The 20,540-nt window shown below is 48.3% G+C and carries 23 protein-coding genes; 7 read left to right on the forward strand and 16 right to left on the reverse strand.

Annotation, left to right across the window (positions count from 1 at the left end):
• Nucleotides 1–14: 14 nt before the first annotated feature.
• From ODZ53_RS13280 to ODZ53_RS13290, 3 genes are all read right to left on the reverse strand, one after another.
• On the reverse strand, nt 15–164 hold the full coding sequence (locus tag ODZ53_RS13280; protein WP_016739809.1) for a hypothetical protein: 150 nt from the start codon (nt 162–164) through the stop codon (nt 15–17).
• A gap of 208 nt (nt 165–372) precedes the next feature.
• Nucleotides 373–1,092: a 3-ketoacyl-ACP reductase gene (locus ODZ53_RS13285; protein WP_087343977.1), complete on the reverse strand. Its 720-nt coding sequence runs from the start codon at nt 1,090–1,092 to the stop codon at nt 373–375.
• Nucleotides 1,093–1,269: 177 nt separating this feature from the next.
• The gene (locus tag ODZ53_RS13290; RefSeq protein WP_173626096.1) at nt 1,270–2,790 is read right to left on the reverse strand and encodes a carboxypeptidase M32; all 1,521 of its coding nucleotides are present in this window, start codon (nt 2,788–2,790) and stop codon (nt 1,270–1,272) included.
• A gap of 186 nt (nt 2,791–2,976) precedes the next feature.
• Between ODZ53_RS13290 and ODZ53_RS13295 the strand changes: the two genes are divergently transcribed.
• A complete protein-coding gene (locus ODZ53_RS13295) occupies nt 2,977–4,575 on the forward strand; it encodes a peptide chain release factor 3 (protein WP_173604326.1) in 1,599 nt (532 codons plus the stop codon).
• A 95-nt stretch (nt 4,576–4,670) separates the two neighbouring features.
• Here ODZ53_RS13295 and ODZ53_RS13300 read toward each other — a convergent pair whose 3' ends face one another.
• From ODZ53_RS13300 to ODZ53_RS13310, 3 genes are read right to left on the reverse strand one after another with little or no spacing between them, the layout of a single operon-like run.
• Nucleotides 4,671–5,210: a GNAT family N-acetyltransferase gene (locus ODZ53_RS13300; protein ID WP_372677625.1), complete on the reverse strand. Its 540-nt coding sequence runs from the start codon at nt 5,208–5,210 to the stop codon at nt 4,671–4,673.
• Complete coding sequence (locus ODZ53_RS13305) at nt 5,211–6,299, reverse strand: M24 family metallopeptidase (RefSeq protein ID WP_372677627.1); 1,089 nt, start codon at nt 6,297–6,299, stop codon at nt 5,211–5,213.
• 48 nt (nt 6,300–6,347) lie between these two features.
• Nucleotides 6,348–6,899: a helix-turn-helix domain-containing protein gene (locus ODZ53_RS13310; protein ID WP_372677629.1), complete on the reverse strand. Its 552-nt coding sequence runs from the start codon at nt 6,897–6,899 to the stop codon at nt 6,348–6,350.
• A gap of 171 nt (nt 6,900–7,070) precedes the next feature.
• Between ODZ53_RS13310 and ODZ53_RS13315 the strand changes: the two genes are divergently transcribed.
• Both ODZ53_RS13315 and ODZ53_RS13320 read left to right on the forward strand, forming a co-directional pair.
• A complete protein-coding gene (locus ODZ53_RS13315; RefSeq protein ID WP_199927194.1) occupies nt 7,071–8,219 on the forward strand; it encodes an MFS transporter in 1,149 nt (382 codons plus the stop codon).
• Between the two features lie 188 nt (nt 8,220–8,407).
• Entirely contained in the window at nt 8,408–9,391 is a 984-nt protein-coding gene (locus tag ODZ53_RS13320; RefSeq protein ID WP_372677631.1) for an ABC transporter substrate-binding protein, read from the forward strand.
• Nucleotides 9,392–9,444: 53 nt separating this feature from the next.
• Here the strand turns inward: ODZ53_RS13320 and ODZ53_RS13325 are convergent, their stop codons facing one another.
• The 5 genes from ODZ53_RS13325 to ODZ53_RS13345 all read right to left on the reverse strand — a co-directional run bounded on the left by ODZ53_RS13325 (nt 9,445) and on the right by ODZ53_RS13345 (nt 14,297).
• Nucleotides 9,445–10,239, reverse strand: a complete 795-nt coding sequence (locus ODZ53_RS13325; RefSeq protein WP_372677633.1) for a DUF817 domain-containing protein — start codon at nt 10,237–10,239, stop codon at nt 9,445–9,447.
• Nucleotides 10,240–10,278: 39 nt separating this feature from the next.
• The gene (locus tag ODZ53_RS13330; RefSeq protein WP_372677635.1) at nt 10,279–11,082 is read right to left on the reverse strand and encodes an alpha/beta hydrolase; all 804 of its coding nucleotides are present in this window, start codon (nt 11,080–11,082) and stop codon (nt 10,279–10,281) included.
• Nucleotides 11,079–12,080 carry an ABC transporter substrate-binding protein gene (locus ODZ53_RS13335; protein ID WP_372677637.1) on the reverse strand — a complete coding sequence of 334 codons (1,002 nt, stop codon included), beginning with the start codon at nt 12,078–12,080 and terminating at the stop codon, nt 11,079–11,081. The genes ODZ53_RS13330 and ODZ53_RS13335 overlap by 4 nt, the downstream gene beginning before the upstream one ends.
• A 46-nt stretch (nt 12,081–12,126) precedes the next feature.
• Nucleotides 12,127–13,317, reverse strand: coding sequence for a helix-turn-helix domain-containing protein (locus ODZ53_RS13340; RefSeq protein WP_372677639.1), 1,191 nt, complete (start codon nt 13,315–13,317; stop codon nt 12,127–12,129).
• Between the two features lie 152 nt (nt 13,318–13,469).
• A complete protein-coding gene (locus ODZ53_RS13345) occupies nt 13,470–14,297 on the reverse strand; it encodes a sulfurtransferase (protein ID WP_372677641.1) in 828 nt (275 codons plus the stop codon).
• A 99-nt stretch (nt 14,298–14,396) separates the two neighbouring features.
• On the opposite strand from ODZ53_RS13345, the gene ODZ53_RS13350 reads away from it, so the two are divergent.
• Entirely contained in the window at nt 14,397–14,996 is a 600-nt protein-coding gene (locus ODZ53_RS13350; RefSeq protein ID WP_372677643.1) for a DUF502 domain-containing protein, read from the forward strand.
• A 94-nt stretch (nt 14,997–15,090) separates the two neighbouring features.
• On the opposite strand, the gene ODZ53_RS13355 is transcribed toward ODZ53_RS13350, so the two are convergent.
• A complete protein-coding gene (locus ODZ53_RS13355) occupies nt 15,091–15,336 on the reverse strand; it encodes a hypothetical protein (RefSeq protein WP_172137692.1) in 246 nt (81 codons plus the stop codon).
• 65 nt (nt 15,337–15,401) lie between these two features.
• Nucleotides 15,402–15,845 (reverse strand): DUF2621 domain-containing protein, encoded by a 444-nt coding sequence (locus tag ODZ53_RS13360; RefSeq protein WP_012685927.1) that lies wholly within the window; start codon nt 15,843–15,845, stop codon nt 15,402–15,404.
• A gap of 167 nt (nt 15,846–16,012) precedes the next feature.
• On the opposite strand from ODZ53_RS13360, the gene ODZ53_RS13365 reads away from it, so the two are divergent.
• From ODZ53_RS13365 to ODZ53_RS13375, 3 genes are all read left to right on the forward strand, one after another.
• Entirely contained in the window at nt 16,013–16,387 is a 375-nt protein-coding gene (locus ODZ53_RS13365) for a hypothetical protein (protein ID WP_012685928.1), read from the forward strand.
• Nucleotides 16,388–16,441: 54 nt separating this feature from the next.
• Nucleotides 16,442–17,401 carry a tetratricopeptide repeat protein gene (locus tag ODZ53_RS13370; RefSeq protein WP_012685929.1) on the forward strand — a complete coding sequence of 320 codons (960 nt, stop codon included), beginning with the start codon at nt 16,442–16,444 and terminating at the stop codon, nt 17,399–17,401.
• A 65-nt stretch (nt 17,402–17,466) separates the two neighbouring features.
• Nucleotides 17,467–17,853, forward strand: coding sequence for a VOC family protein (locus ODZ53_RS13375; RefSeq protein WP_372677645.1), 387 nt, complete (start codon nt 17,467–17,469; stop codon nt 17,851–17,853).
• Nucleotides 17,854–17,934: 81 nt separating this feature from the next.
• Here the strand turns inward: ODZ53_RS13375 and ODZ53_RS13380 are convergent, their stop codons facing one another.
• Genes ODZ53_RS13380 through ODZ53_RS13390 form a run of 3 tightly spaced genes read right to left on the reverse strand, consistent with a single transcriptional unit; the run spans nt 17,935 to nt 20,524 of the window.
• Nucleotides 17,935–18,741, reverse strand: coding sequence for an ABC transporter permease (locus tag ODZ53_RS13380; RefSeq protein ID WP_012685931.1), 807 nt, complete (start codon nt 18,739–18,741; stop codon nt 17,935–17,937).
• The gene (locus ODZ53_RS13385) at nt 18,722–19,525 is read right to left on the reverse strand and encodes an ABC transporter ATP-binding protein (RefSeq protein ID WP_173626082.1); all 804 of its coding nucleotides are present in this window, start codon (nt 19,523–19,525) and stop codon (nt 18,722–18,724) included. Before ODZ53_RS13385 ends, ODZ53_RS13380 begins: the two co-directional genes overlap by 20 nt.
• 6 nt (nt 19,526–19,531) lie before the next feature.
• Complete coding sequence (locus ODZ53_RS13390) at nt 19,532–20,524, reverse strand: ABC transporter substrate-binding protein (protein WP_234127780.1); 993 nt, start codon at nt 20,522–20,524, stop codon at nt 19,532–19,534.
• Nucleotides 20,525–20,540: the final 16 nt, after the last annotated feature.

Here is a 20,540-nt window from a genome sequence, read left to right on the forward strand (position 1 = left end):
TCAAGTATTGGATCTTATAACTGGGGAAGCGGATACGGCAGCACTTGCTGTGGCTCATTGAACGTGAATTGCTCCATTTCATTCCGGACGTATCTTTTCGTCTCGAATGGAACGACTTCTTGTTCTTCATTCCCCCACAACCAATTCGACAGCATTTGTATCATAAGGATACCCTCCACTTTGTGGAAATGTTTTACATGTTCATCATACTCCAGTTGAGGGCAGTTTTGGTTGGGCAGGTGTGAATAAGGCGTGAAGAAATGGTGGATAGAAAGTGAACAAAAATGAAGCGATTTCACAGGACTTCGCAAAAAAGCGAAAAGAAATCCGCCTGTACGAGCGGACTCTTTTCGCTTTTTTGCCATGTCATTTCTATGGATTGGTGGACCACAGTCCAGCAGATTTCACAAAAATGCGTTTGTTCAGCTTCAGCTGGCTAACCACGAACTCAGCAATATCCTCAGGCTGCATCGTCTTCTCAGGATTTCCGTCTGTCAGACCCAAGTCCAAAGCCAAATCGGTAGCTACCGTACTCGGCGTCAGCGCCGTGACTCGAATGTTGTGTTTGCGTACCTCAAGAGCCAAAGACTCTGTCAGACCAAGAACGCCGAACTTGGATGCGCTGTATGCACTGGTAAGAGGAGCACCTTTTTGTCCTGCCGTGGAAGAAATGTTGATAATGTCACCGGCGTTTTGCTCCATCATGCCTGGAAGCACCGCGCGAGTCACGTAATAAACACCCATCAGGTTAACTTGGATGATTTGCTCCCATTCGCTTGTTTCCAGGTCCATGAACTTGCCGAATTTGGCAACGCCCGCATTATTGATCAGAATATCAATCTGACCCAGTTCATTTTTGATAGAAGCAACAGCTGTTGTGACAGCTTCGTAATTGGATACGTCTGCGGTCGCAATTGCTACCTTGACGCCATATGCTTCTACTTCCTTCGCGACTTGCTTCAGATTTTCTTCAGAGCGAGCCAAGAGACCGAGATGCACGCCTTCCTTTGCCAGGGCGATTGCAATTGCGCGGCCAATACCTTTACCTGCACCCGTAATGAATGCGGTTTTACCTTTTAGTTCGATAGCCAAACGAAAAACACTCCTTTTTCAAGACAATAGGAATCTCATGTATATTGTGCAGTGTACTAGCATTTATCCCCGGAGGGAAGGATGCACTTTTATGTACGTAGGTTACGAAAGGTAACTATATAAAGGAAAATGTCCTCCCTGGGTAGGGAGAACATTGGATAGTAAGGGTGGAACTGCTTACAGCTTGTATACGTCTGTGTATTTTTTCTCCAAGTAATTCATCAAGTAAGTTGCATTTGTACCTTCGCCTGTAATCGCTTGAACGAGTTCACGAGGGCTCTTCATTTTACCGTACTGATGGATTTTTTCCTTGAGCCATTCACGGATCGGCGCGAAATCGCCTTTTGCGATCAGGTCTTCGTAACCGTTAATCTCATTCTCCATAACGTGGACGAATTGTGCCGCATACACATTACCCAGCGAGTAAGTCGGGAAGTAACCGATCATTCCGCCTGACCAGTGTACATCCTGAAGCACACCCAATGCATCTGTCGGTGGCTCAACACCCAAGTATTCTTTCATTTTTTCGTTCCAGATTTTTGGCAGATCAGCCACTTGAATGGTTTGGTTGATCAAGCCCTTCTCGATTTCGTAGCGGATCATGACATGCAGGTTGTACGTCAACTCATCTGCCTCTGTCCGGATAAAGGAAGGAGTAACAGCGTTAACTGCACGATGCAGGTCTTCTACAGATACGCCTTCGAACTGGGTAGGGAACGCTTTTTGCAAGTCTGCGAAAAAGTGATTCCAGAATGGCAGACTGCGTCCGACCATGTTTTCCCAGTAGCGGGATTGAGATTCGTGAATCCCCATGGAGGTACCATCGCACAGAGGCGTGAATAGCAGGTCTGGATTGATGTTCTGCTCGTACATCGCGTGGCCAGCCTCGTGAATACAACTGAAGAGCGCAGAATTGAAATCATTTTCAGCGTAGCGCGTCGTAATGCGGACATCTCCAGGGTTGAAGGTGGTGCAGAACGGATGCGCACTGCGATCCATGCGGCCAGACTTGAAGTCGTATCCGATTTTCTCGAGGATATAACGACTGAATGCTTCCTGGTCTGCCACTGGGAAGTTTTTCGTCAAGAAGGAGGTGTCTGGCTTGTTCGGAGAATCTGCGATCGCTTTTACCAGCTTGACGGTTTTCTCACGCAAGGTGGCGAAGATCGGATCGAGCTGATCGACAGTCATGCCAGGCTCGTACATGTCCAAGAGGGTGTTGTACTTGTTTTTGCCGTCATTCCCCCAATATTCGATGAACTCGAGCTGGAAGTTCACGATTTTCTCCAGGTATGGCTGGAACATGGAAAAGTCGTTGTTGGCACGAGCTTCTTCCCATACCGTTTCTGCCTTGGCTGTCAGTACAACATACTCCTGATGTCTGTCAGCAGGAATTTTCTTGTTACGGTCAAATTCCTTTTTGCATTCCAGCACACTGTGACGGGTAATTTCATCCAATGTTTCGAGGACAGATGGCTCACTCAGCTCTGCCAAAAGCGCTTCCATTTCTTTAGACGTCGCCAGCTTGAATTGCTCGCCAGCCAAAGTCCCGATGATTTCGGAGCGGGCATCCATTCCATTGCGAGGCGCTTGTGTAGCCTTGTCCCAATAAAGAACGTTCAGTGCTTGCGTGTAGCTGGTTATTTTCTTCACATAGTCACGGAATTCTGCCGCACGTGTTTCTACAGTCGTTGACATAGGGTTCCTCCCATAAATTTTTCATGTTCTGGTAATGGATATGTAAGTCATACAGTCAAAAAAATTTTACTACTGAATATTATATCGGTTTAACGAAAAATTACTAGGTGGATGCGGCAAGCATTTGTCGGTATAATCGTAGAGGAAACGAATGTGTTACTTATTTGCGATGACAGGAGAATGAAGATGAGTCAATCCAATCCCCAATGGGAAAATGAGATAGCAAAACGCCGTACCTTCGCCATCATCTCCCACCCGGATGCGGGTAAAACGACAATGACGGAAAAGCTGCTCTACTACGGCGGAGCCATCCGTGAAGCAGGGGTGGTTAAAGGGCGCAAAAATTCCAAGCATGCCACCTCCGACTGGATGGAGATCGAGAAAAAGCGTGGAATCTCCGTTACGTCCAGTGCGATGGATTTCGAATACAACGGACACCACATCAACATTTTGGATACACCTGGTCACCAAGACTTCAGTGAAGATACGTACCGTACGCTGACGGCTGCTGACGCTGCTGTGATGATTATCGACGTAGCAAAAGGGGTAGAGGCACAGACGATCAAGCTGTTCAAGGTCTGTCGGATGCGGGGTATTCCGATTTTTACGTTCGTGAACAAGCTGGACCGCCACGGTAAAGATCCATTCGAGCTCTTGGAAGAAATTGAGCGCGTATTGGGTATTCGTTCTTATCCGATGAACTGGCCGATTGGGATGGGAAGCTATTTCAGCGGCGTATTTGACCGTATGAAGTCCCGTGTCGAGCTATACCAAAGCAATACACAGCACGAAGAGATTTCCTTTTTCCCTGTAGAGGGAGCAGAAGATCCATTGATCGGTGATCGTGTCGGTCAAGAACTGTGGCAGCAATTGCAGGACGAAATCTCGCTGCTGGATGTTGCGGGAGATGAGTACGATCCGGAACTGATCAACAAAGGGCAACTGACGCCTGTTTTCTTCGGAAGTGCCATCAATAACTTCGGTGTACAAACATTCCTAGATAACTTCCTGCAAATGGCGCCAGCACCTTCTGCGAAGAAGAGTACAGAAGGCTTGATTGATCCGTATACGAATGCGTTTTCCGGCTTCATCTTTAAAATCCAAGCCAATATGAACCCAGCTCACCGAGATCGGATCGCTTTCTTGCGTATTTGCTCCGGCAAGTTTGAGCGGGGGATGGCAGTCAAGCACGTCCGTCTTGGCAAAGACATCAAATTGGCGCAGCCGGTACAGTTTATGGCACAGGACCGCGAAATAGTCGATGAATCGTTCGCGGGAGATGTCATCGGTCTTTTCGACCCGGGCATTTTCCAGATCGGCGATACACTTTGCGTCGGAAAATCGTTTGAGTACGAAGAAATGCCGCACTTCTCGCCGGAGTTTTTCTCCAAGGTGATGGTGAAGGACGCGATGAAGCACAAGCAATTCCAAAAAGGGATCATGCAGTTGACGGAGGAAGGGACGGTGCAGTTATTCCGTACCCATCCGATGGAAGAGCTGATTCTTGGTGTCGTAGGTGTGCTGCAGTTCGAGGTACTGGAATACCGTTTGAAAGCCGAGTACGGGGTAGACATCATGCTGACTCGTATGCCGTATCAAATCGCTCGCTGGCTCGAAGGGGAGAAAGCAGACCTCGATGCTGTGAAGAACCGAACCGTTTCCGACCGTTATGGCCGTCCGGTTATGCTGTTTGAGAGCGAGTACCAGCTGCGTGTCGCGATGGATAAGTACTCGAATATCAAGTTCCACGACAGTTCACTTGGTTTGAAATCCGTACATTCTTAATTAAAAATGGAATGACAGGGCCTCCCGATCACGGTTGAGGCCCTTTTTGTCCCTCCTGAGGAGGCAAATGTAGTAGTTTGGCTCAGGAGGCGCAGTTAGAACTCAATTTCAAAAAACCTGACCGCTTCCGTAGCATTTGGAAGGGTGATCATCCCTTTTTCTTGCAGACCGATTTTCTTTAGAAGATTGGCAGAAGATGCATTATCGGGGTTGGTGATTGCCACGATGCGCTTTAAGCCGAAAACTTCTTTTCCGTGGGCAAGAACGGCAGAGGCTGCCTCATAGGCGTAGCCTTTGCCCCAGTATGCGGGTAGTAAGGCAAAGCCGATATCGACATCCTCCAACGAATCTCTCTTGATCAGTCCACATAAACCGATCGGAACATTTCCTTCCTTCAGCTCTGTCAAATACAGGCCAAAGCCATGCTTTTCATACATCGCGACAGCGCCATTCAAAATAAAGTTGCGGGCGTCTTCCGTTGTACGAAGACCACGATCGCCAATAAAACGAATCCAAGAAGGCTCATTCATCAGTTTCAAGACAAAATCAGCGTCTTCGGCAGTTTGCCAGCGGAGGATGAGACGATCTGTTTCCAGCACTTTCAAAGAAACGACACCAGCCTTTGCTTTTATCATTTATCCGATAATTTGCAGCTCTTTGGGAAAGGACGTCAATACTTCTACGCCTTCCTTCGTGACGAGTACATTGTCTTCAATGCGGATGCCACCGATCTGCGTGTTATAAATGCCCGGTTCAATCGTGAAAACCATGCCTGGGATGAGCTCTCCTGCTGCTTGGCTGTGAACGTAAGGCGCTTCATGGAGCTCCAGTCCGATTCCGTGCCCGACACGATTGATAAAAAATTCTCCATAGCCCCGGTCCGCAATGACAGCTCGTGCAGCTAGGTCAACATCTGCGATTGGAGCCCCAGGTCGAACGGCCTGTATCCCGGCCCGATTCGCTTGCAAGACCGTATCGTACATGTCCAGCAATTCTGCACCCAGTTGACCGACAGCAAAAGTCCGAGTCAGGTCCGATACATACCCATCGACATACACGCCTGCGTCAATCAACAAAACTTCTCCTGCTTGAATCACACGTTCTCCTGGGTCACCATGGGGCAGTGCTGCTTTTTCTCCAGCCAGCACAATCGTTGAAAAGGAAGGGCCTTGTGCTTTTAGCTTCTTCATCTGGTATTCCAGCTCTGCGACGACGTCCAGTTCCGTCATCCCTATGGATATCAGCGGGAGCGTCCGGCGTAGAGATTCCTCCATCACCCAAATAGCCCGCTTGATCGTAGCGATTTCAGATGCATCCTTGGCCACGCGTATACTGCATAGCAAGTCACCGACATCCACTGCTTCTGTAGCGTTCACGATCGATACGAGTGCCTCGTATGTTTTCGCTGTCAAATGGTTCTTCTCTACACCAATGTGAGAGAGGGAAGCTGGCAGCAAATGCTTCAGCACGGTTAGCGCATCCTGTGAATCGTCATGCGTGTAAATCATAATGGCGGGACAAGCCTCCCGTGCTTTTTCAGCGTCCAGCAGTGGAACGAAGAGGAAGGGGGACTCGCCTCTCACTAAGACGAGGCCCATAAAACGTTCATGTGGCTCAGTCAAAAATCCGGTAAAATAGTACACATTTTTGGGATGCGTAATCAGCAATGCGTCCAGTTTCCTGCTTTCCATATACGCGTGCAGCTTTTCCAGTCTTTCTTGCATCCAGATCACCCTTTTTTATTGGTAGACATGCGGATGAGACACATTGCGTTAGGTTCTAAAAATAACAGGCGTCAAAACGGACAGGATCTCGGCTTCTTCAACAGTGGAAGGATTGTACCACGTATGTAGGAGAGAGGAAGGGAAGTGGATCGTGTCTCCTTGCTCGAGATGGTATTCGGTTTCGTCGACGACGATGGTGACACATCCTTTTACGACGTAGTAAAACTCTTCACCGGGATGCTGAAAGGCGACATGCTTCGTCTGTCCGGGTGGCAATACGTTGAGGAGGGGCTCGAGTGCCCTGTCGGGGAAATTCCCACCGATTCGAATGTACTTTACCGGTGACCCTTCAATCTGCAACGTTTTACGCTTTGCAATGGGCGTGTGGTACGTGACATCTTTGTCTACTTCAAAGAAGTACGTAATGGGGACACCCAGGCATTCCGCAATTTTTTGCAGGGAAGTAATCGCGAGCGAGCTGTTGCCGCGCTCTACTTGTGATAAAAAGCTGACGGAGAACCCTGATTTCTCACTTAAATCCTTTAAAGTAAGCTCCTGCTGGATACGAAGTGCTCGTATTTTTTTGAAAACTTGCTCCAAAAAGTCACCTCCTGCTCAAAAAGTAATTACGGTATTACAGTAAATATTACGGTAATACAAAAATAAATGCTACATTTATTCCGAATCTTCCTTCTTCTTTTTGTATCCTACTTGTACCATTCCCTTCATATACTGGGACAAAGACAGGCCGTTTGAGAGGAAGGGAATGCTTTGAGGGCTCTCTTGTTAGTGGTTTTGTTTCTTGTTGCCTTTGACATGCACGCGCAGACGCCTCTTCTTGCGCCGTATTTAAACGTATTGGGTGTATCCGCTGCTATGATCGGCTTTGTGCTCGGCGGTTATGCGATCAGCAATTTGACAGGAAACCTGCTCGCTGGCCCTTTTCTTGATCGCTATCCGAAAAAATGGTTTATCGCAGGTGGATTGATTTTGGCTGGCGTGATGCTGATTGGTCAAGGCATCGTGCAAAATACGGCGGGCTTCTTTACCTTTCGGCTGATGCTCGGGTTTTTGATGGCGTTTGTATCTCCTGCTTGTTCTGCCTTGCTCGGAGAAACAGGGAAGACGGCACTTGAGCAGGGCGAGATCATGGGGAAAAAGGGATTAGTCCTTACCGCGGCAGGTATCGTATCCCCGGCAGTCGGTAGCTTTTTGGCGGTGCAGTTTGGCTATGGCCAATCATTTGTGATTCTCGGCTACATGATGATGATTGCTGGCGTCTTCGCTTGGATGATGTTGCCCGAAAGAGTAGAGGGAAGCACATCGTCTACGCCACGAAGCAAAGGTGAGGGCAAGCAGAGCCTAACTGCCATCCTGGAAAATCGAATGCTGTATCCTGCGTTTCTTGGGGGATTTGCGATTATTTACGCTCAAGGAACGATCATCTATGAAGTGCCTTTGCTCATTCAAAAACAAGGGATGTCCCCCGCCGTTACTGGCATATTGTTCAGCTTGAAAGGGTTGGGGGCGCTTGCGATTTTGTGCCAGTTTTGGCTGCATCGGGTCCCCGTTGAGACGAGAACGTTTGCTGGATTGGGTGTGCTCAGCCTTCTTCTGTACGCTCTGGCAATCGGGCTGGCGATTCCGATTCACGTCATGATGTTTTTCTTCGGTGCGTGCTTTGGGATGCTGTTCCCAGCTTTCGCGACCATTTTGACGGTACATACACCGAGAGAGCAATACGGTAGCGTGTTTAGTATTTACTCAGCGATATTGTCGATCGGAGCGGTATTGAGCCCAGTATTGGCAGGCTTGCTGGGGAATTGGCACCATTCCTACTTCATTGCGTTTTTTGTAACCGCGGGTGTTTGCCTGATCGGGGGACTGCATCGATTCTTGTTAAGCGGGGTTCCACGTTAAGAGGATAAGGACTTTCTGCTTAGTGAGCAGGGGGTCTTTTTTGTTTTCATAAAACAAAAAGTTGAGTATCTTGCCATAATCCGCTATAATACCGATTGTGATTATGATAATTATTCTCAATTAAAAGTGCAGTCGAGTTGGCAATTTTTCGCTGCTTGAAGGCATGACGCAGATGGAGGAACGAACCGATGAAGAAAACAGCCAAACTTTCGATAGCCAGTGTCGTATTGGCAAGCCTCGTTACAATCGTGAGTGCTTGCTCTGGCCAGCCGAACGCTGCGAGTCCAGAAACACAAGCGAGCAACAGCCAGACCGCGACACCAGCGGCTGAAGCCCCACGGGTACTGAAGGATGCGATGGGAAATGAAGTAACAGTCCCAGCTCAACCGCAGCGCGTGATCGCTTCTTATCTGGAGGATCATTTAGTAGCGTTGGGAGTGAAGCCAGTTGCTCAATGGTCAGTAGGGAACAGCCAGGTACAAGGCTACCTGCAAAAAGAGCTGGCGGGTATTCCAGCGATTCCTTATGATCTGCCGCCAGAGGTCGTGATGAGCCACAGCCCTGACCTGATTATTTTGGATAGCGCATCCCTAGTCCAAGGGGACAAGTACAGCCAGTATTCGAAAATCGCTCCTACTTACACCATTGGAAAAGAAGAGAACAGCGATTGGCGTAAAGAGCTCCTGACTGTAGGAGAAGTCCTCAACAAGGGGGAAGAAGCGAAGAAAGTGCTGGCGGATTACGAGACATTTGCAGCCGAGTCCAAGCAAAAGCTGCAGAAAGCGCTTGGGGAAAAATCAGCGGCAGCACTGTGGATGACGGGGAAAAATGTGTACGTAGCACGTCAGGACTTGTCTAGCGGCGATGTGCTTTACAAGGACCTTGGGTTTAAGGCTCCTGCCATCGTTCAGGAAATCTCTAAGTCAGGAGATGCAAACTGGAACGCGATTTCCATGGAGAAATTGGCTGAACTCGATGCCGAGTATTTGTTTATCGTAAACAGTAATCCGACTGCTGTGGAACAGCTTCAAAAGGATCCAGTATGGACGAATATCCCTGCTGTGAAGAATGGCAATGCGTATACGTTTGCGAAAGATTCCAGCTGGCTATACACAGGCGTCATTGCCAATCGTCAAATGATTGAGAATGTACTCAGCAACGTTATTAAATAAAGAGAAAGCCTATCCACTCCTTGACGTTCGGTACGAAAGAGTGGATAGGCTTTTTACATGTGTTTCTTGCTATCTTGGGATTGGGATCTTCTGGATTTTACATGCTTTAACTCCGCCACGATAATGAAGCTCACGATGACGAGCAAAAACCACGAGCTGATTTTACTGAGATGCACGAGCTCCCAGCCTGCTCTTTGATTCGGATAATTCCAAGCGCCAAGAAACGTCGCTATATTTTCCGCAATCCAAATGAAAAAACCGATCAAAAAGTAACCAAGAGGGATGGGCATGAAAAGCCGCTCGTTCGCGACGGTAAAATAAACACGTGTTTTCCAGAAGACAATGAAAATAGCTGCCATCAGCACCCAACGCAAATCCCAAATATAATGATGGGTGAAAAAGTTCAGATAGATCATTGCACCCAAAATGGTGGCGATCATCTGATTCGGCCAGCCAGAGAGAGAAACCTCTAGGCGACGCCACGCTTGACATAAGTAGCTCGCGACACTAGCGTACATAAACCCACTGTACAGAGGAACGCCAAACACCTTGCTGTACGCATCCTCTGGATAGCTCCAAGATCCCATATGTACCTTGAATATTTCCAAGCACAGCCCGATCACGTGAAAGACCGTGATGACCTTCAATTCGTCCCGAGACTCCAAGCCGCTTTTCACCATGAAAATCTGGAAGAGCAGGCAGAGCAACAGCAGGAGGTCATACCTTGGCAAACCAGGAATGGTGACGAATTTAGATAAGGCGAGCGAACCAAAAATAAAGACCGGAAACAAGCAAGACATGGCTTCTTGATAGCCGAAATGAAGCAATAGACGCATATATCGTATCATTTGTCTGTCCTTTACGTTTACGAAAGTAGTTTCAGAGGGCTAATCCGCAAGCACAAACCGCACAAGTCTATTAATAGCGGAAGGCAGCACGCTTACGTGGCCCTCATCTTCGAATTTGATGTAGCTAACTTGAACACCTTTGGTAGCGAGTGGTTCCATACGCTCGACGACCCGTTGTGCACCCTCGACCATGAAGGTGAGCTCATCGCCGCCAACAATGACAAGCAGCCTTATTTCATGATCGCCTTTCCATTCGGCGATGAAGCGTTCCTGCTCTCTCAATACCTCGTCATTGCCCCACCAGACGGAAGGGCTACCTGATACGAAGTCTGAGAAAAGCTTCGGGCGCGAGAACATCGTATACAGGGTGAAATGACCGCCCAAGGAGTGGCCGAAAATCGCCTGTTTATTCGGATTTACCTGCCATTCGGAAGTAATAGCTGGCATCAGCTGCTGTTCAAGGAAATCGAGGAACAAATCAGCTCCACCATGCTCGGGCCAAGGCTGCCCATTCGGTCGATCAGGAAGTGTAGCTGCGTCCACAGGCATGGTCAGATCATAACAACGGCGATCCATGTCAAATGGTAGTCGTGAGGGATAGCCGATTCCTACAACAATGGCTGGGTTGAAGCCCTTGGGCTTGCGGGTTTGCAGCTTTACTGTCTCCGCAATTGTTCCGAACATCGCATCGCCATCCACGGCATAAATAACCGCATACCCCTCAGGAGGGGCCTCAGCTTCCGGAATCGCAATCATAATCCGATAGTCACGACCATGGCTTGATTGCAGTGTCCACTCCACGCAATTATGAGGGGAGTAGCTGTTTTTCTCTATCATTCTCATTTTGCAATCAATCCTTTCACATCGTCAATGACTTTCCTATGTGCGATTAGGCCGCCACTTAACCAGTGATCTCCCTCTACTTTAAATGTACGACCGTTCTTCACTGCCTGCATGCTTTTCCAAACAGGACTCTCTGTTAATTCTTTCTCGAACGCATCCCCCGTACCAGCGTCATTGATCAGAAAAATATAGTCCGCATCCAGATCAGGTAAGCTCTCTAGTGATAAATGGATGTCACCGCCCGATACAACCTGGCTTGGCAAAAAGCCTAGCTCATTGGTAAGTACATATCCACTGAAGAAGTCGTACTTGATGAAGAACATGCCTCTGCCATTGAAGCGAATGATCGCTGCTTTTTTGCCTTGGATATGAGGGGCCAGCTCCTTTTTGGCTGCCTCGACATGCTCCTTATATGTCTGCAAAGCTTTTTCAGCTTCCGCCGACTTGCCTAACAGATCGCCAATCACTCGTACGGAAGAATCAAGATCAGCATTTGCTTGCTTGAATACATACGTCGGCGCAATCATCTTATATTTATCGTACACGCCGCTCTCGATATGGTTGGAATTGTGCAAGAGGATGAGGTCTGGTTCATGGGCCATAACCGCTTCCGGCTCTGGAGGCAATCCGCCTGTGAAGGCAATGGACGGCACATCTTTTAGTTGATCTTGCAAATACATTTTCGGTCTTGAGCCAGATGACCACTGCACGACCGGAGCAACGCCCAGTGCGACCAAAGTATCTTCCAGATTGGGAGCGAATATTTTGGCAGGTGCGGCAGGTAATGTCACCTCGTTACCCATTTCATCTTTTAGTACCCGCGGGTAGGCAGGCTGATCAGAAGAGCTCTTTGCCGATCCTGCGACATTCCCAGTCGCGGGCGAATCGACCTTCTGCGCTACTGCCTCACTGTTTGCATGGTTCCCGCAGCCTGCTGCCAGTCCCGCAACGAGCATCGCCGTGGTCAGCATCAGCGCAAGGTTAGTTTTCTTTGTCATAAAAGTGGAATCCCCTCTCGATGATAATGTTTCTCACTGGAAAACATTATAATTCACCCAAGAAAGGGGCTCCATGGACATCACCTTGAATGGCATTTGGACTTTTCCCCGTTATCATCAGCATGATCTCATCCAGCATTCGGTTCATGGCAACCGGTGAATATTCGTACCACGGGTTAGAGGGCAAGGAGTAGAGATATCCATGTTGAACAGCGCGAAGTCCTCTCCAAAGCGGATGATGCTGGAGAGTCAGCCAGCTTAGGCGTGTCGACTCATCCAGACAAACGAACAACAGGATTCGCTCCGGGTCATAGCTCGCGAGCTGCTCGAGCGTGATTGGCCGATTGCAAGGTTCCGTTTCCTCTTCCACAAGGGAAAGCTGCAAATCATCGCATAGAAGCTCCTTCATTCCCTTGTTGTTGTAGAGATGGATGCCATCCCGATAGAGTCGAATGATCGCAAATTTATCTTGCTTGAGCACGGATTGCAGATCTGCGCGAACGGCAGCCGCTTTTGCTTCATAAAAAGCAATCCAGGAGTCACAAGCTGCTTCTTTGCCCGTGTAGCTGGCAACTTCACGTAATTGCTCTCTCCAGCCAGAAGATTGGAGAGTGAAGACGTCAATGCCATGTGCGGACAAGCGTTGCCTGGTAGTCTCGGGAAGCTCTATGTGGCTAATGACAACATCCGGCTTGGCAGAAAGAAGCGTGTTTTCCTGATTGTCATCGTTCCACGGTGTTTCGACTGCTTTTAAATGAACCGCGATCTGTTGCTGATACTGCTGATAGTAATAGGGGGTCCACTTCGCATCCAGGGGAGCAGCGACTGGTATTATCCCCAGTACGACTAGATGTCCCAGCAGGGAAGGGGAGTAGACGGCAACTTTGCGCTGGGATGCTCTTTCATACGCGGAAGGGGATACACCCACTTCCTTCTTGAACTTCCGACTAAAGTAAAACTCATCGCTATACCCGATTGTTTTCGCAATATCCCGCAGCTTCATATCCGTCTCGCGTAACAATCGCTTGGCGTGATTGATACGTAGACTCGTCACGTAGTCCATGACACTTTGTCCGTAAGCCTTCTTGAACGAATCGCCAAAATAGCTCGGACTCAAGTTCGCCATCGCTGCCAACGTAGTTACGTTTAACGGGCGATCGAAGTTACAGATCATATAGGAGCGAACCTCGCTGAGTGACATTTGGCGACTAGGCTCGTATTCTTCGTTATGCTTCATGAATCCATCCACCTTTTCAGGCACGTGCACAAGTTTATGATAATGATAATTATTATCTATGAGTGGTGACGAAAATGATAGGGGAAGAAAAAAATAAGGCGACCGCTCCCCAGTATCGTTGGGAAGCGATCGCCGCCATTCCAATTATGGAATTACTCTTCGCCGGTAGCTACCGGATTATCCGGATACGAGCTCCAGTCACTCCAACTGCCCAAATACAATTTCACATCGGTTCGACCAGCAGCGTGGAAAGCGAGCAAATTGGAGCAAGCCGTCACGCCTGAGCCGCAATAGACGATCAATTCTTTATCAGCGTAAGGAGCGAGACGCTTTTGCAGCTCGTCTGCCGGAAGCATCGTCTGATCAGCGCCGAGGTTGTCCTTGTAAAAGAAATTGTGCGCCCCGGGGATGTGACCTGCTTTTGCGTCGATCGGTTCGTTCTCGCCGCGGTAGCGTTCTGGCGCACGAGAATCAAGCAATATAGTGTGCTCGCTGCGCTTTTTGACACCTTCCATGTCAACCAGCATGTCGTGACGGACATGGGGGACGAACTGACGAGCTTGTACAGTAGGGACTTCTGCTGTTACCTCATAGCCAGCCTTTTTCCAAGCAGCGTATCCGCCGTCAAGTACAGCTACCCGATCATGACCAAGATACCGCAGCAGCCACCATAGCCGTCCTGCCATTGCCATTTCCTGATCATCGTAGGCGATGACTGTGGTGTTGGCATCGATTCCCGCATTTGAAAAATGGGCAGCCAGCAGATCCGTATCTGGTAGAGGATGACGTCCACCATGCTCACTTTTGGAGCCAGAAAGGTCACGGTTCAGATGAAAGTAGAGGGCTCCCGGGATGTGATCGTTCTCGTATTCCTCTGCACCTGCTTCAGAAGCACTTAAAGCAAAACGACAATCGACGATCACCAAATTTTCATCATTCAGATGATCCTTAAGCCATTGAGGTGTGACAAGTGCTTGCATGAATCTCCCTACTTTCTCTTTTTTCCTTCATCATAGCAGATGGCAATCCAATCAGGTACAATAATTACGGTATTGTGGTTAGGAGAGAGGAGGAGAGAGATGAAGCGTTTCATTCGCTATTTTTTTGAAGGGTTATTGTTTGTCATTCCGTTGGCAGTGACGCTTTATATTTTGTATTGGATTTTCACGACCGTGGATAATTGGTTCTATCTGCTGGTCCATAGGTGGTTTAATCTCCAAATTCCAGGACTTGGTGTCCTCTTAACCATACTCGGCATTACAATTGTAGGCTTCCTTGCATCTAATGTACTGACACGCGGAGTTCTTTCGCTGGTGTCCACCATCTTCGAGAAAGTGCCGTTTATCAAACTCATTTATACGTCCATCAAAGATTTGATCGGAGCGTTTGTAGGGGAGAAGAAGAGCTTTGACAAGCCAGTGCTTGTGACGCTATCCAAGGATGGAAATGCAAAGGCCATTGGGTTTATTACAAAGGAAAGCCTCGATTCTTTCGGTCTCACAGACCACGTAGCGGTTTATCTGCCGCAGTCGTACAATTTTGCAGGAAATCTCCTGTTGTTTCCGAGCGATCAGGTACAGTTTCTCGATACGGAAAGCTCAGAAGTCATGGCATTCCTGGTATCAGGTGGGGTATCCGGAGGGCAGAAAAACGTAACTAAAAAAGGCAGCGATGCTTAAAATATACAAACCTCCAACCCCACTAAGCTTGTGGTTTTGGAGGTTTGTTGCAAGACACCCAAACGAATTGGAGTGCCTTCTCATTCTATTAACGTTAGCTACTAAAAAATGAACTATGGCTGGAATATTTGCGACGATAGTGACGATGCCCGTATGTTCGATGCCCAGTCTTCCATGAGGGCCGATATCGGTAATCACTGCTGCTGCTATATTTGTGATAGCCACGTCCGGTCATTTTCCATAAGAACCGGGCGCCTTTCTTAAAGAGGACCGCCACGATGACAATCGCAACGATCAAAATAACGAAACCGATTCCCAAAATCGTGAGTAGGACTGACATCCACATCTTCTCCTTGTCAAAAAGGTCTTACCATTTTCTACGGACGACTCCACAGGGAGTTTCAATTATCCCTCGGCATTCAAATATTTCTCATAGGGCGTATAATCGATTTCTTTGGATTTCAGGTGGGCGATGAGCCATTTGTGGTCACGCTTGGGGGTTGCTACGATGTACCCCTTTACAATCAAATCTGTTGTAATGGTGGTTGCTTTCTCTTCCAGCGCAATCTGGCCGATTTTCGCTGCGATGGAACGTCTTGCAACATCACGAAACAACTGTGGCACAGGATCAACCAGTTCATTGAGCAAGGTCAGACCCTCATCTGTCCAGAGGGCACGTGTCTGATCAATGTAATGGTCCTGCCAATCCAAGTCAGATTTTCCGTCTTGCTTGGGCATGGACTTGAGAAATTTGCGGAACATGAAATACCCGCCAATCGCCATCAGACTTACGAGAACAATGGTCCAGCCAACGATAAACAGGGAAAACCCTGTAGACATTTCACCCATACCTTGTACACCTCATTACCAATATCCATCATTAGTAAAAATTGTACCTTATTTTGGTTCGGGCAACAAACTTTTTGTGCGTTTTCCTATCCTTGGGGGTTTGCTCTTCCCAAGAACACATACAATTTAGTATGATTAGAATTAATCTTTATTGGGAGTTGACGCTCATGTTCAAGCTTGGACAACGCGTCGTCATTGTTGCCGACTCCTTCGAGCAAGGTTTGCCTTTGGGTGAATACGGTTACCTGATTGCTCGTGACCGCAATCCGGACAGCGCATTTTCTTGGGTTTTACGCATTCCAAAAATTGATAAGCATATCGCCGTTGTAGAAGAGGATATCGCCTTGGAGGAGCAATTGCTGGAAGAAGAAGCTAATCGCATCTCGCATGAGGCATTACTTGACTTTGCATTGGCGACAAGGAACGAAGCACTGTTTCGACAACTGATGGGCATGGAAGATGCAGAAGAGGCAAATGACGAACCCGCGAAGGAATCAATGGAGGAATTTATCCGTAAAGTAAATATCAAAGCATGGATCTAATTGGCGATACAAGCATTTGAAACTTTTGTGAGGAAATGAAAGCGAGGCTGTTTCATGTCTGAATTTGTGACGTTTACCAATGAGTTTGGTCAAACCATCGATATGTCCCGAGAGGATTACCAGAAAAAAATAATTCCGCAAAATCTGGATAAGTACTGGGATGAAAAAGATAAGCTTCGCGATTTTGCGATGGAGTTGGTGAAGGGTCAATTTCACGAGCAAGCGGCTGTTGCTGCCGACAGGCTTCTCGAATTATACGGGCCAATTGAGTCTGCTCTCATTTTCCGTGCAGTCGTTCATATGCAGGCGAGAGAGTTTGAAAGCGCTAAAAAAATTCTGACAGATTGTCTGGAACGATTCCCGTCATCGGGTACGGCTTGCACCAATTTGGCAAAAATCTTCGCGTTTGAGGGAGATGAGCCAAAAGCGTTCGAGACCCTACATACAGGTTTGCACAAAGACCCGAATCAAGAAAATGGCTTGAACATGTTTGTCGAGAGCTTCATGCAAAGAGGGAAAAAGGATGAGCTGAAAGGGCAACTGGAGGCGCTGGCAAGTAAAGAAGGCGCTTGGAGACCACAGCTTCAACTTGCTCGTATTGCCTTGACGGAGGAGGACCTCCTGAATGCGATGAAGTGGTACACGGTAGCGATTGAAGGAGCGAAGGACCGCTTTGAGGTCGTGATGACTGTGACTGGAGAATTGGGACAAGCAGGATATGTCTATCAATTGATTCAGATTTGTGAAAAGTTCTGGACGCCGCACTTCCCGTATCCGTATGCAGGCTTCAACTATGCCAACGCTCTGTTGGCGACCGATCAAATGGAAAAGGCAATTGACATCCTTCGAAACATGCAAGAGCATTTGCCAGATAACTACAAGCCAATGATCGACCACTTCCTGAATCGGGTACCTGGAGCACTCGAAGTGGAAGCAGCCACCAAACAGAAAGTCGTCGAGAGCCAAATGGACGATCCGATGACGAAAAAGAGCAAGTGGAAGTTTTGGAAATAAATGAATAGCTAGAGCGCCCGGCATTTCGCTGTCGGGCGTTTTTCTGTAAGAAGGGGGACTGTGCGATGCTTCATCATGTGGAAGTGTATGTCTCCGATCTGGCACGCTCCAAGGATTTTTGGGGTTGGTTGCTGGAGGGTGAGCTGGGTTATACGCGGTATCAGGAATGGGCCAGTGGAGTAAGCTGGAAGCAGAATGGTACCTATCTGGTTTTTGTCCAGGCAGAAGAGCGATTCCTCGACATTCCGTATCATCGTTGTCGAGTCGGCTTGAATCATCTGGCATTTTACGCACGGGATCGGGAACATGTGGAAAAGCTGCGGGAGGAAGCTGCTCGTCGTGGAATCTCCTTACTTTATCAGGAGCGGCATCCCTATGCTGGAGGAGGGGGACATTATGCATTGTTTTTCGAGGACCCAGATAGAATAAAGGTCGAGATCGTGGCTCCCTAAACTTGTCAAAACATACTGATCCATGAAAAAACGGTGCAATCATCCCCGGTAGATGGTTGGCACCGTTTTTTTAGAAGCCATCTATTTGAACTGGCTGGTGAGCCGCCGCTCTATATAGGCTACACCTTGATACATCAGGGTAGCGATGACCGCGATAATGGCTAAACTCATCATGACCAGAGTGAAATTAAACACTTGGAAGCCGTATATGATCAAATACCCCAAGCCTTGCTGGGATACGAGAAACTCTCCGACGATAACACCTACCCACGAAAGTCCGACATTCACCTTCAGTGTTGCGAGGAGGGTTGGGATAGTAGCGGGCAAAATGACGAGCGTGAAGATTTGCCGTTTGCTCCCTCCGAGTGTTTGCACGACTTTGACGTAATTTTGATTGACTTCCTTGAAGCTGGTGTAAACGTTGATCGTGGTGATGATAACCGAGATCGCGCATCCCATGGCTATGACGGAGAGCAAACCTGGACCAAAGCCGACGATGAAAACCGGACCGAGCGCTACCTTTGGCATACTATTGGCTATGACCAGGTAAGGCTCTAGTACGCGGGAGAGAAAAGGGGACCACCATATGATCGTAGCCATGACGGTTCCTAGAATGGTTCCTAAGAGAAAGCCGATAATCGTTTCCCATACGGTCAAGCCGACATGCGGGAGAAGACTGCCATCTTGCAGCTGCAACCAAAATTGAGCCCAAATTTTGGTGGGATAGCTGAAGATGAGCGCATTAATGGTATTGGTTCGAGCCAATAGCTCCCATAAGCCGAGAAAAACGAGAAAGAGGAACAGTTGTGTGGCAAAGACGGAAAAGCTCATTCGCTTTTCTAGCTGCAAGTAGCGGCGGTGGACGGATTCAATTTCCTTTGGCTGCATCAGACACTACCTCCATCTCTTTCCACACGCGATGGAACAAGTCTTGGAATCCATCATGATTTCTGGCGTCGAATGGCAGAGCATCCCGGATGGGACTGGGTACGACAATTTCGCTGTTGATGCGTCCTGGGTTGCGTGAAAAGATATAGACGCGATCGCCCATCGCGATCGATTCGGAGAGATCATGTGTCACCAGGACTGCCGTTTTTTTATGTCGACGCAGTGTTGAAAAGATCAAGTCTTCGAGCTTGAGTTTCGTCTGGTAGTCCAATGCCGAAAATGGTTCGTCAAGCAACAGCACATCAGGTTGACAGGCGAGTGTTCGGACCAGGGCAACCCGTTGCCGCATGCCACCTGACAGCTGCAAGGGAGAGGATTTGCGCACATCGGACAGCTCCATTTCATCCAGCAGATGCAGGGCGTACTCTTCTGTTTCCTTGGTACGGATGCCTTGGATATCGAGTCCGAGAAACACGTTGTCTTCGATGGAGCGCCAGTTGAACAAATAATCTTGCTGTAGCATGTAGCCAACTTGCCTGGATGTTCCGTTGACTTTTCTTCCGTCGATCCACACCTTGCCTGCTGTCGGCTTCTCAAGCCCTGCAATGAGGGAGAGCAGCGTCGTCTTTCCGCAACCGCTGGGACCAACCAGACAAATGAATTCGCCTTCCTCCACGCGCAGGTTAATGTCTTGGACCGCCATGAACGCCCTGGTCGTGGATAAATAAAGATGGGTCACGTGGCCGAGTTCTATTTTTGCTGGCGTAGAAGAAATCTGCTTCATGAGGGCCTATTTCCCTTCTTTGGATTGGATAGCAAAAGTGGTGTTTACCAGCTTGTTGTATTCAGCGCGTTGCTTTAATTCACCAGCGGAATCCATGATATCCTGTAGCTGGTTCCATTCCTTTTCGTCCAAAATGGGATCTGTGGCGTAGGAGCCCTGTTCCAAGTAACGCTGTACAGCGGTTTCCAGAATCTTTGGATCGATTTGCTCGAAGTACTTGCCAATCACATCAGCCGTTTCTTTTGCACTGTGGCTGGCAACCCACTGTTGCCCTTTGTAGACCGCATTGGTAAACTTTTGGATAGCTGCTGCGTTGCTGTCGATATAGCTTTGTTTTGTCATGAAGACCGTGTAAGGAACCGTTCCGCTCTCTTTGCCAAAAGAGGCGACGACATGGCCGATTCCTTCCTGTTCAAAGCGGGAGGCTTCCGGCTCAAACAGCTGTACATACGCTCCGGTACCAGATGCGAAGGAAGACGCGATATTTTTGAATTCGATATTCTGAATGAGTTCCAGGTCGCCTTGCGGATTGATATTGTGCTTTTTGAGTACATACTCTCCAACCATTTGCGGCATGCCGCCTTTCCGTTGCCCCAAGAAGACATTGCCCTTTAGCTTGTCGAAAGTAAAATCATCCATTTTGGTGCGGGAGACGAGGAAGGTACCGTCTGTCTGAGTAAGCTGCGCAAAATTGACAACGGGATCGGCAGCTCCTTGCTGAGAGACGTAGATGCTGGTCTCGGAGCCGACAAGCGCGACCTCGATGCCGCCAGATAACAGAGCTGACATTACTTTATCTCCGCCGGGTATGGTGGAGAGCTCCACTTCAAGCCCTTCTTCCTTGAAAAATCCTTTTTCAAGTGCGACATATTGCGGGGCGTAAAACAAAGAACGAGTCACTTCACCAATTCTTATTTTTTCGGGAGTGCTGGAGCAGCCAGTCAAGACGGCCATCATTGTGAAAAAAGCGGCCAGCCCCAGCGCCAAAAATCGTTTCATGATTAGGAGTCCCTCC

The sequence above is a fragment of the Brevibacillus sp. BD137 genome, assembly GCF_041644655.1.
Lineage (GTDB): Bacteria > Bacillota > Bacilli > Brevibacillales > Brevibacillaceae > Brevibacillus > Brevibacillus brevis_D.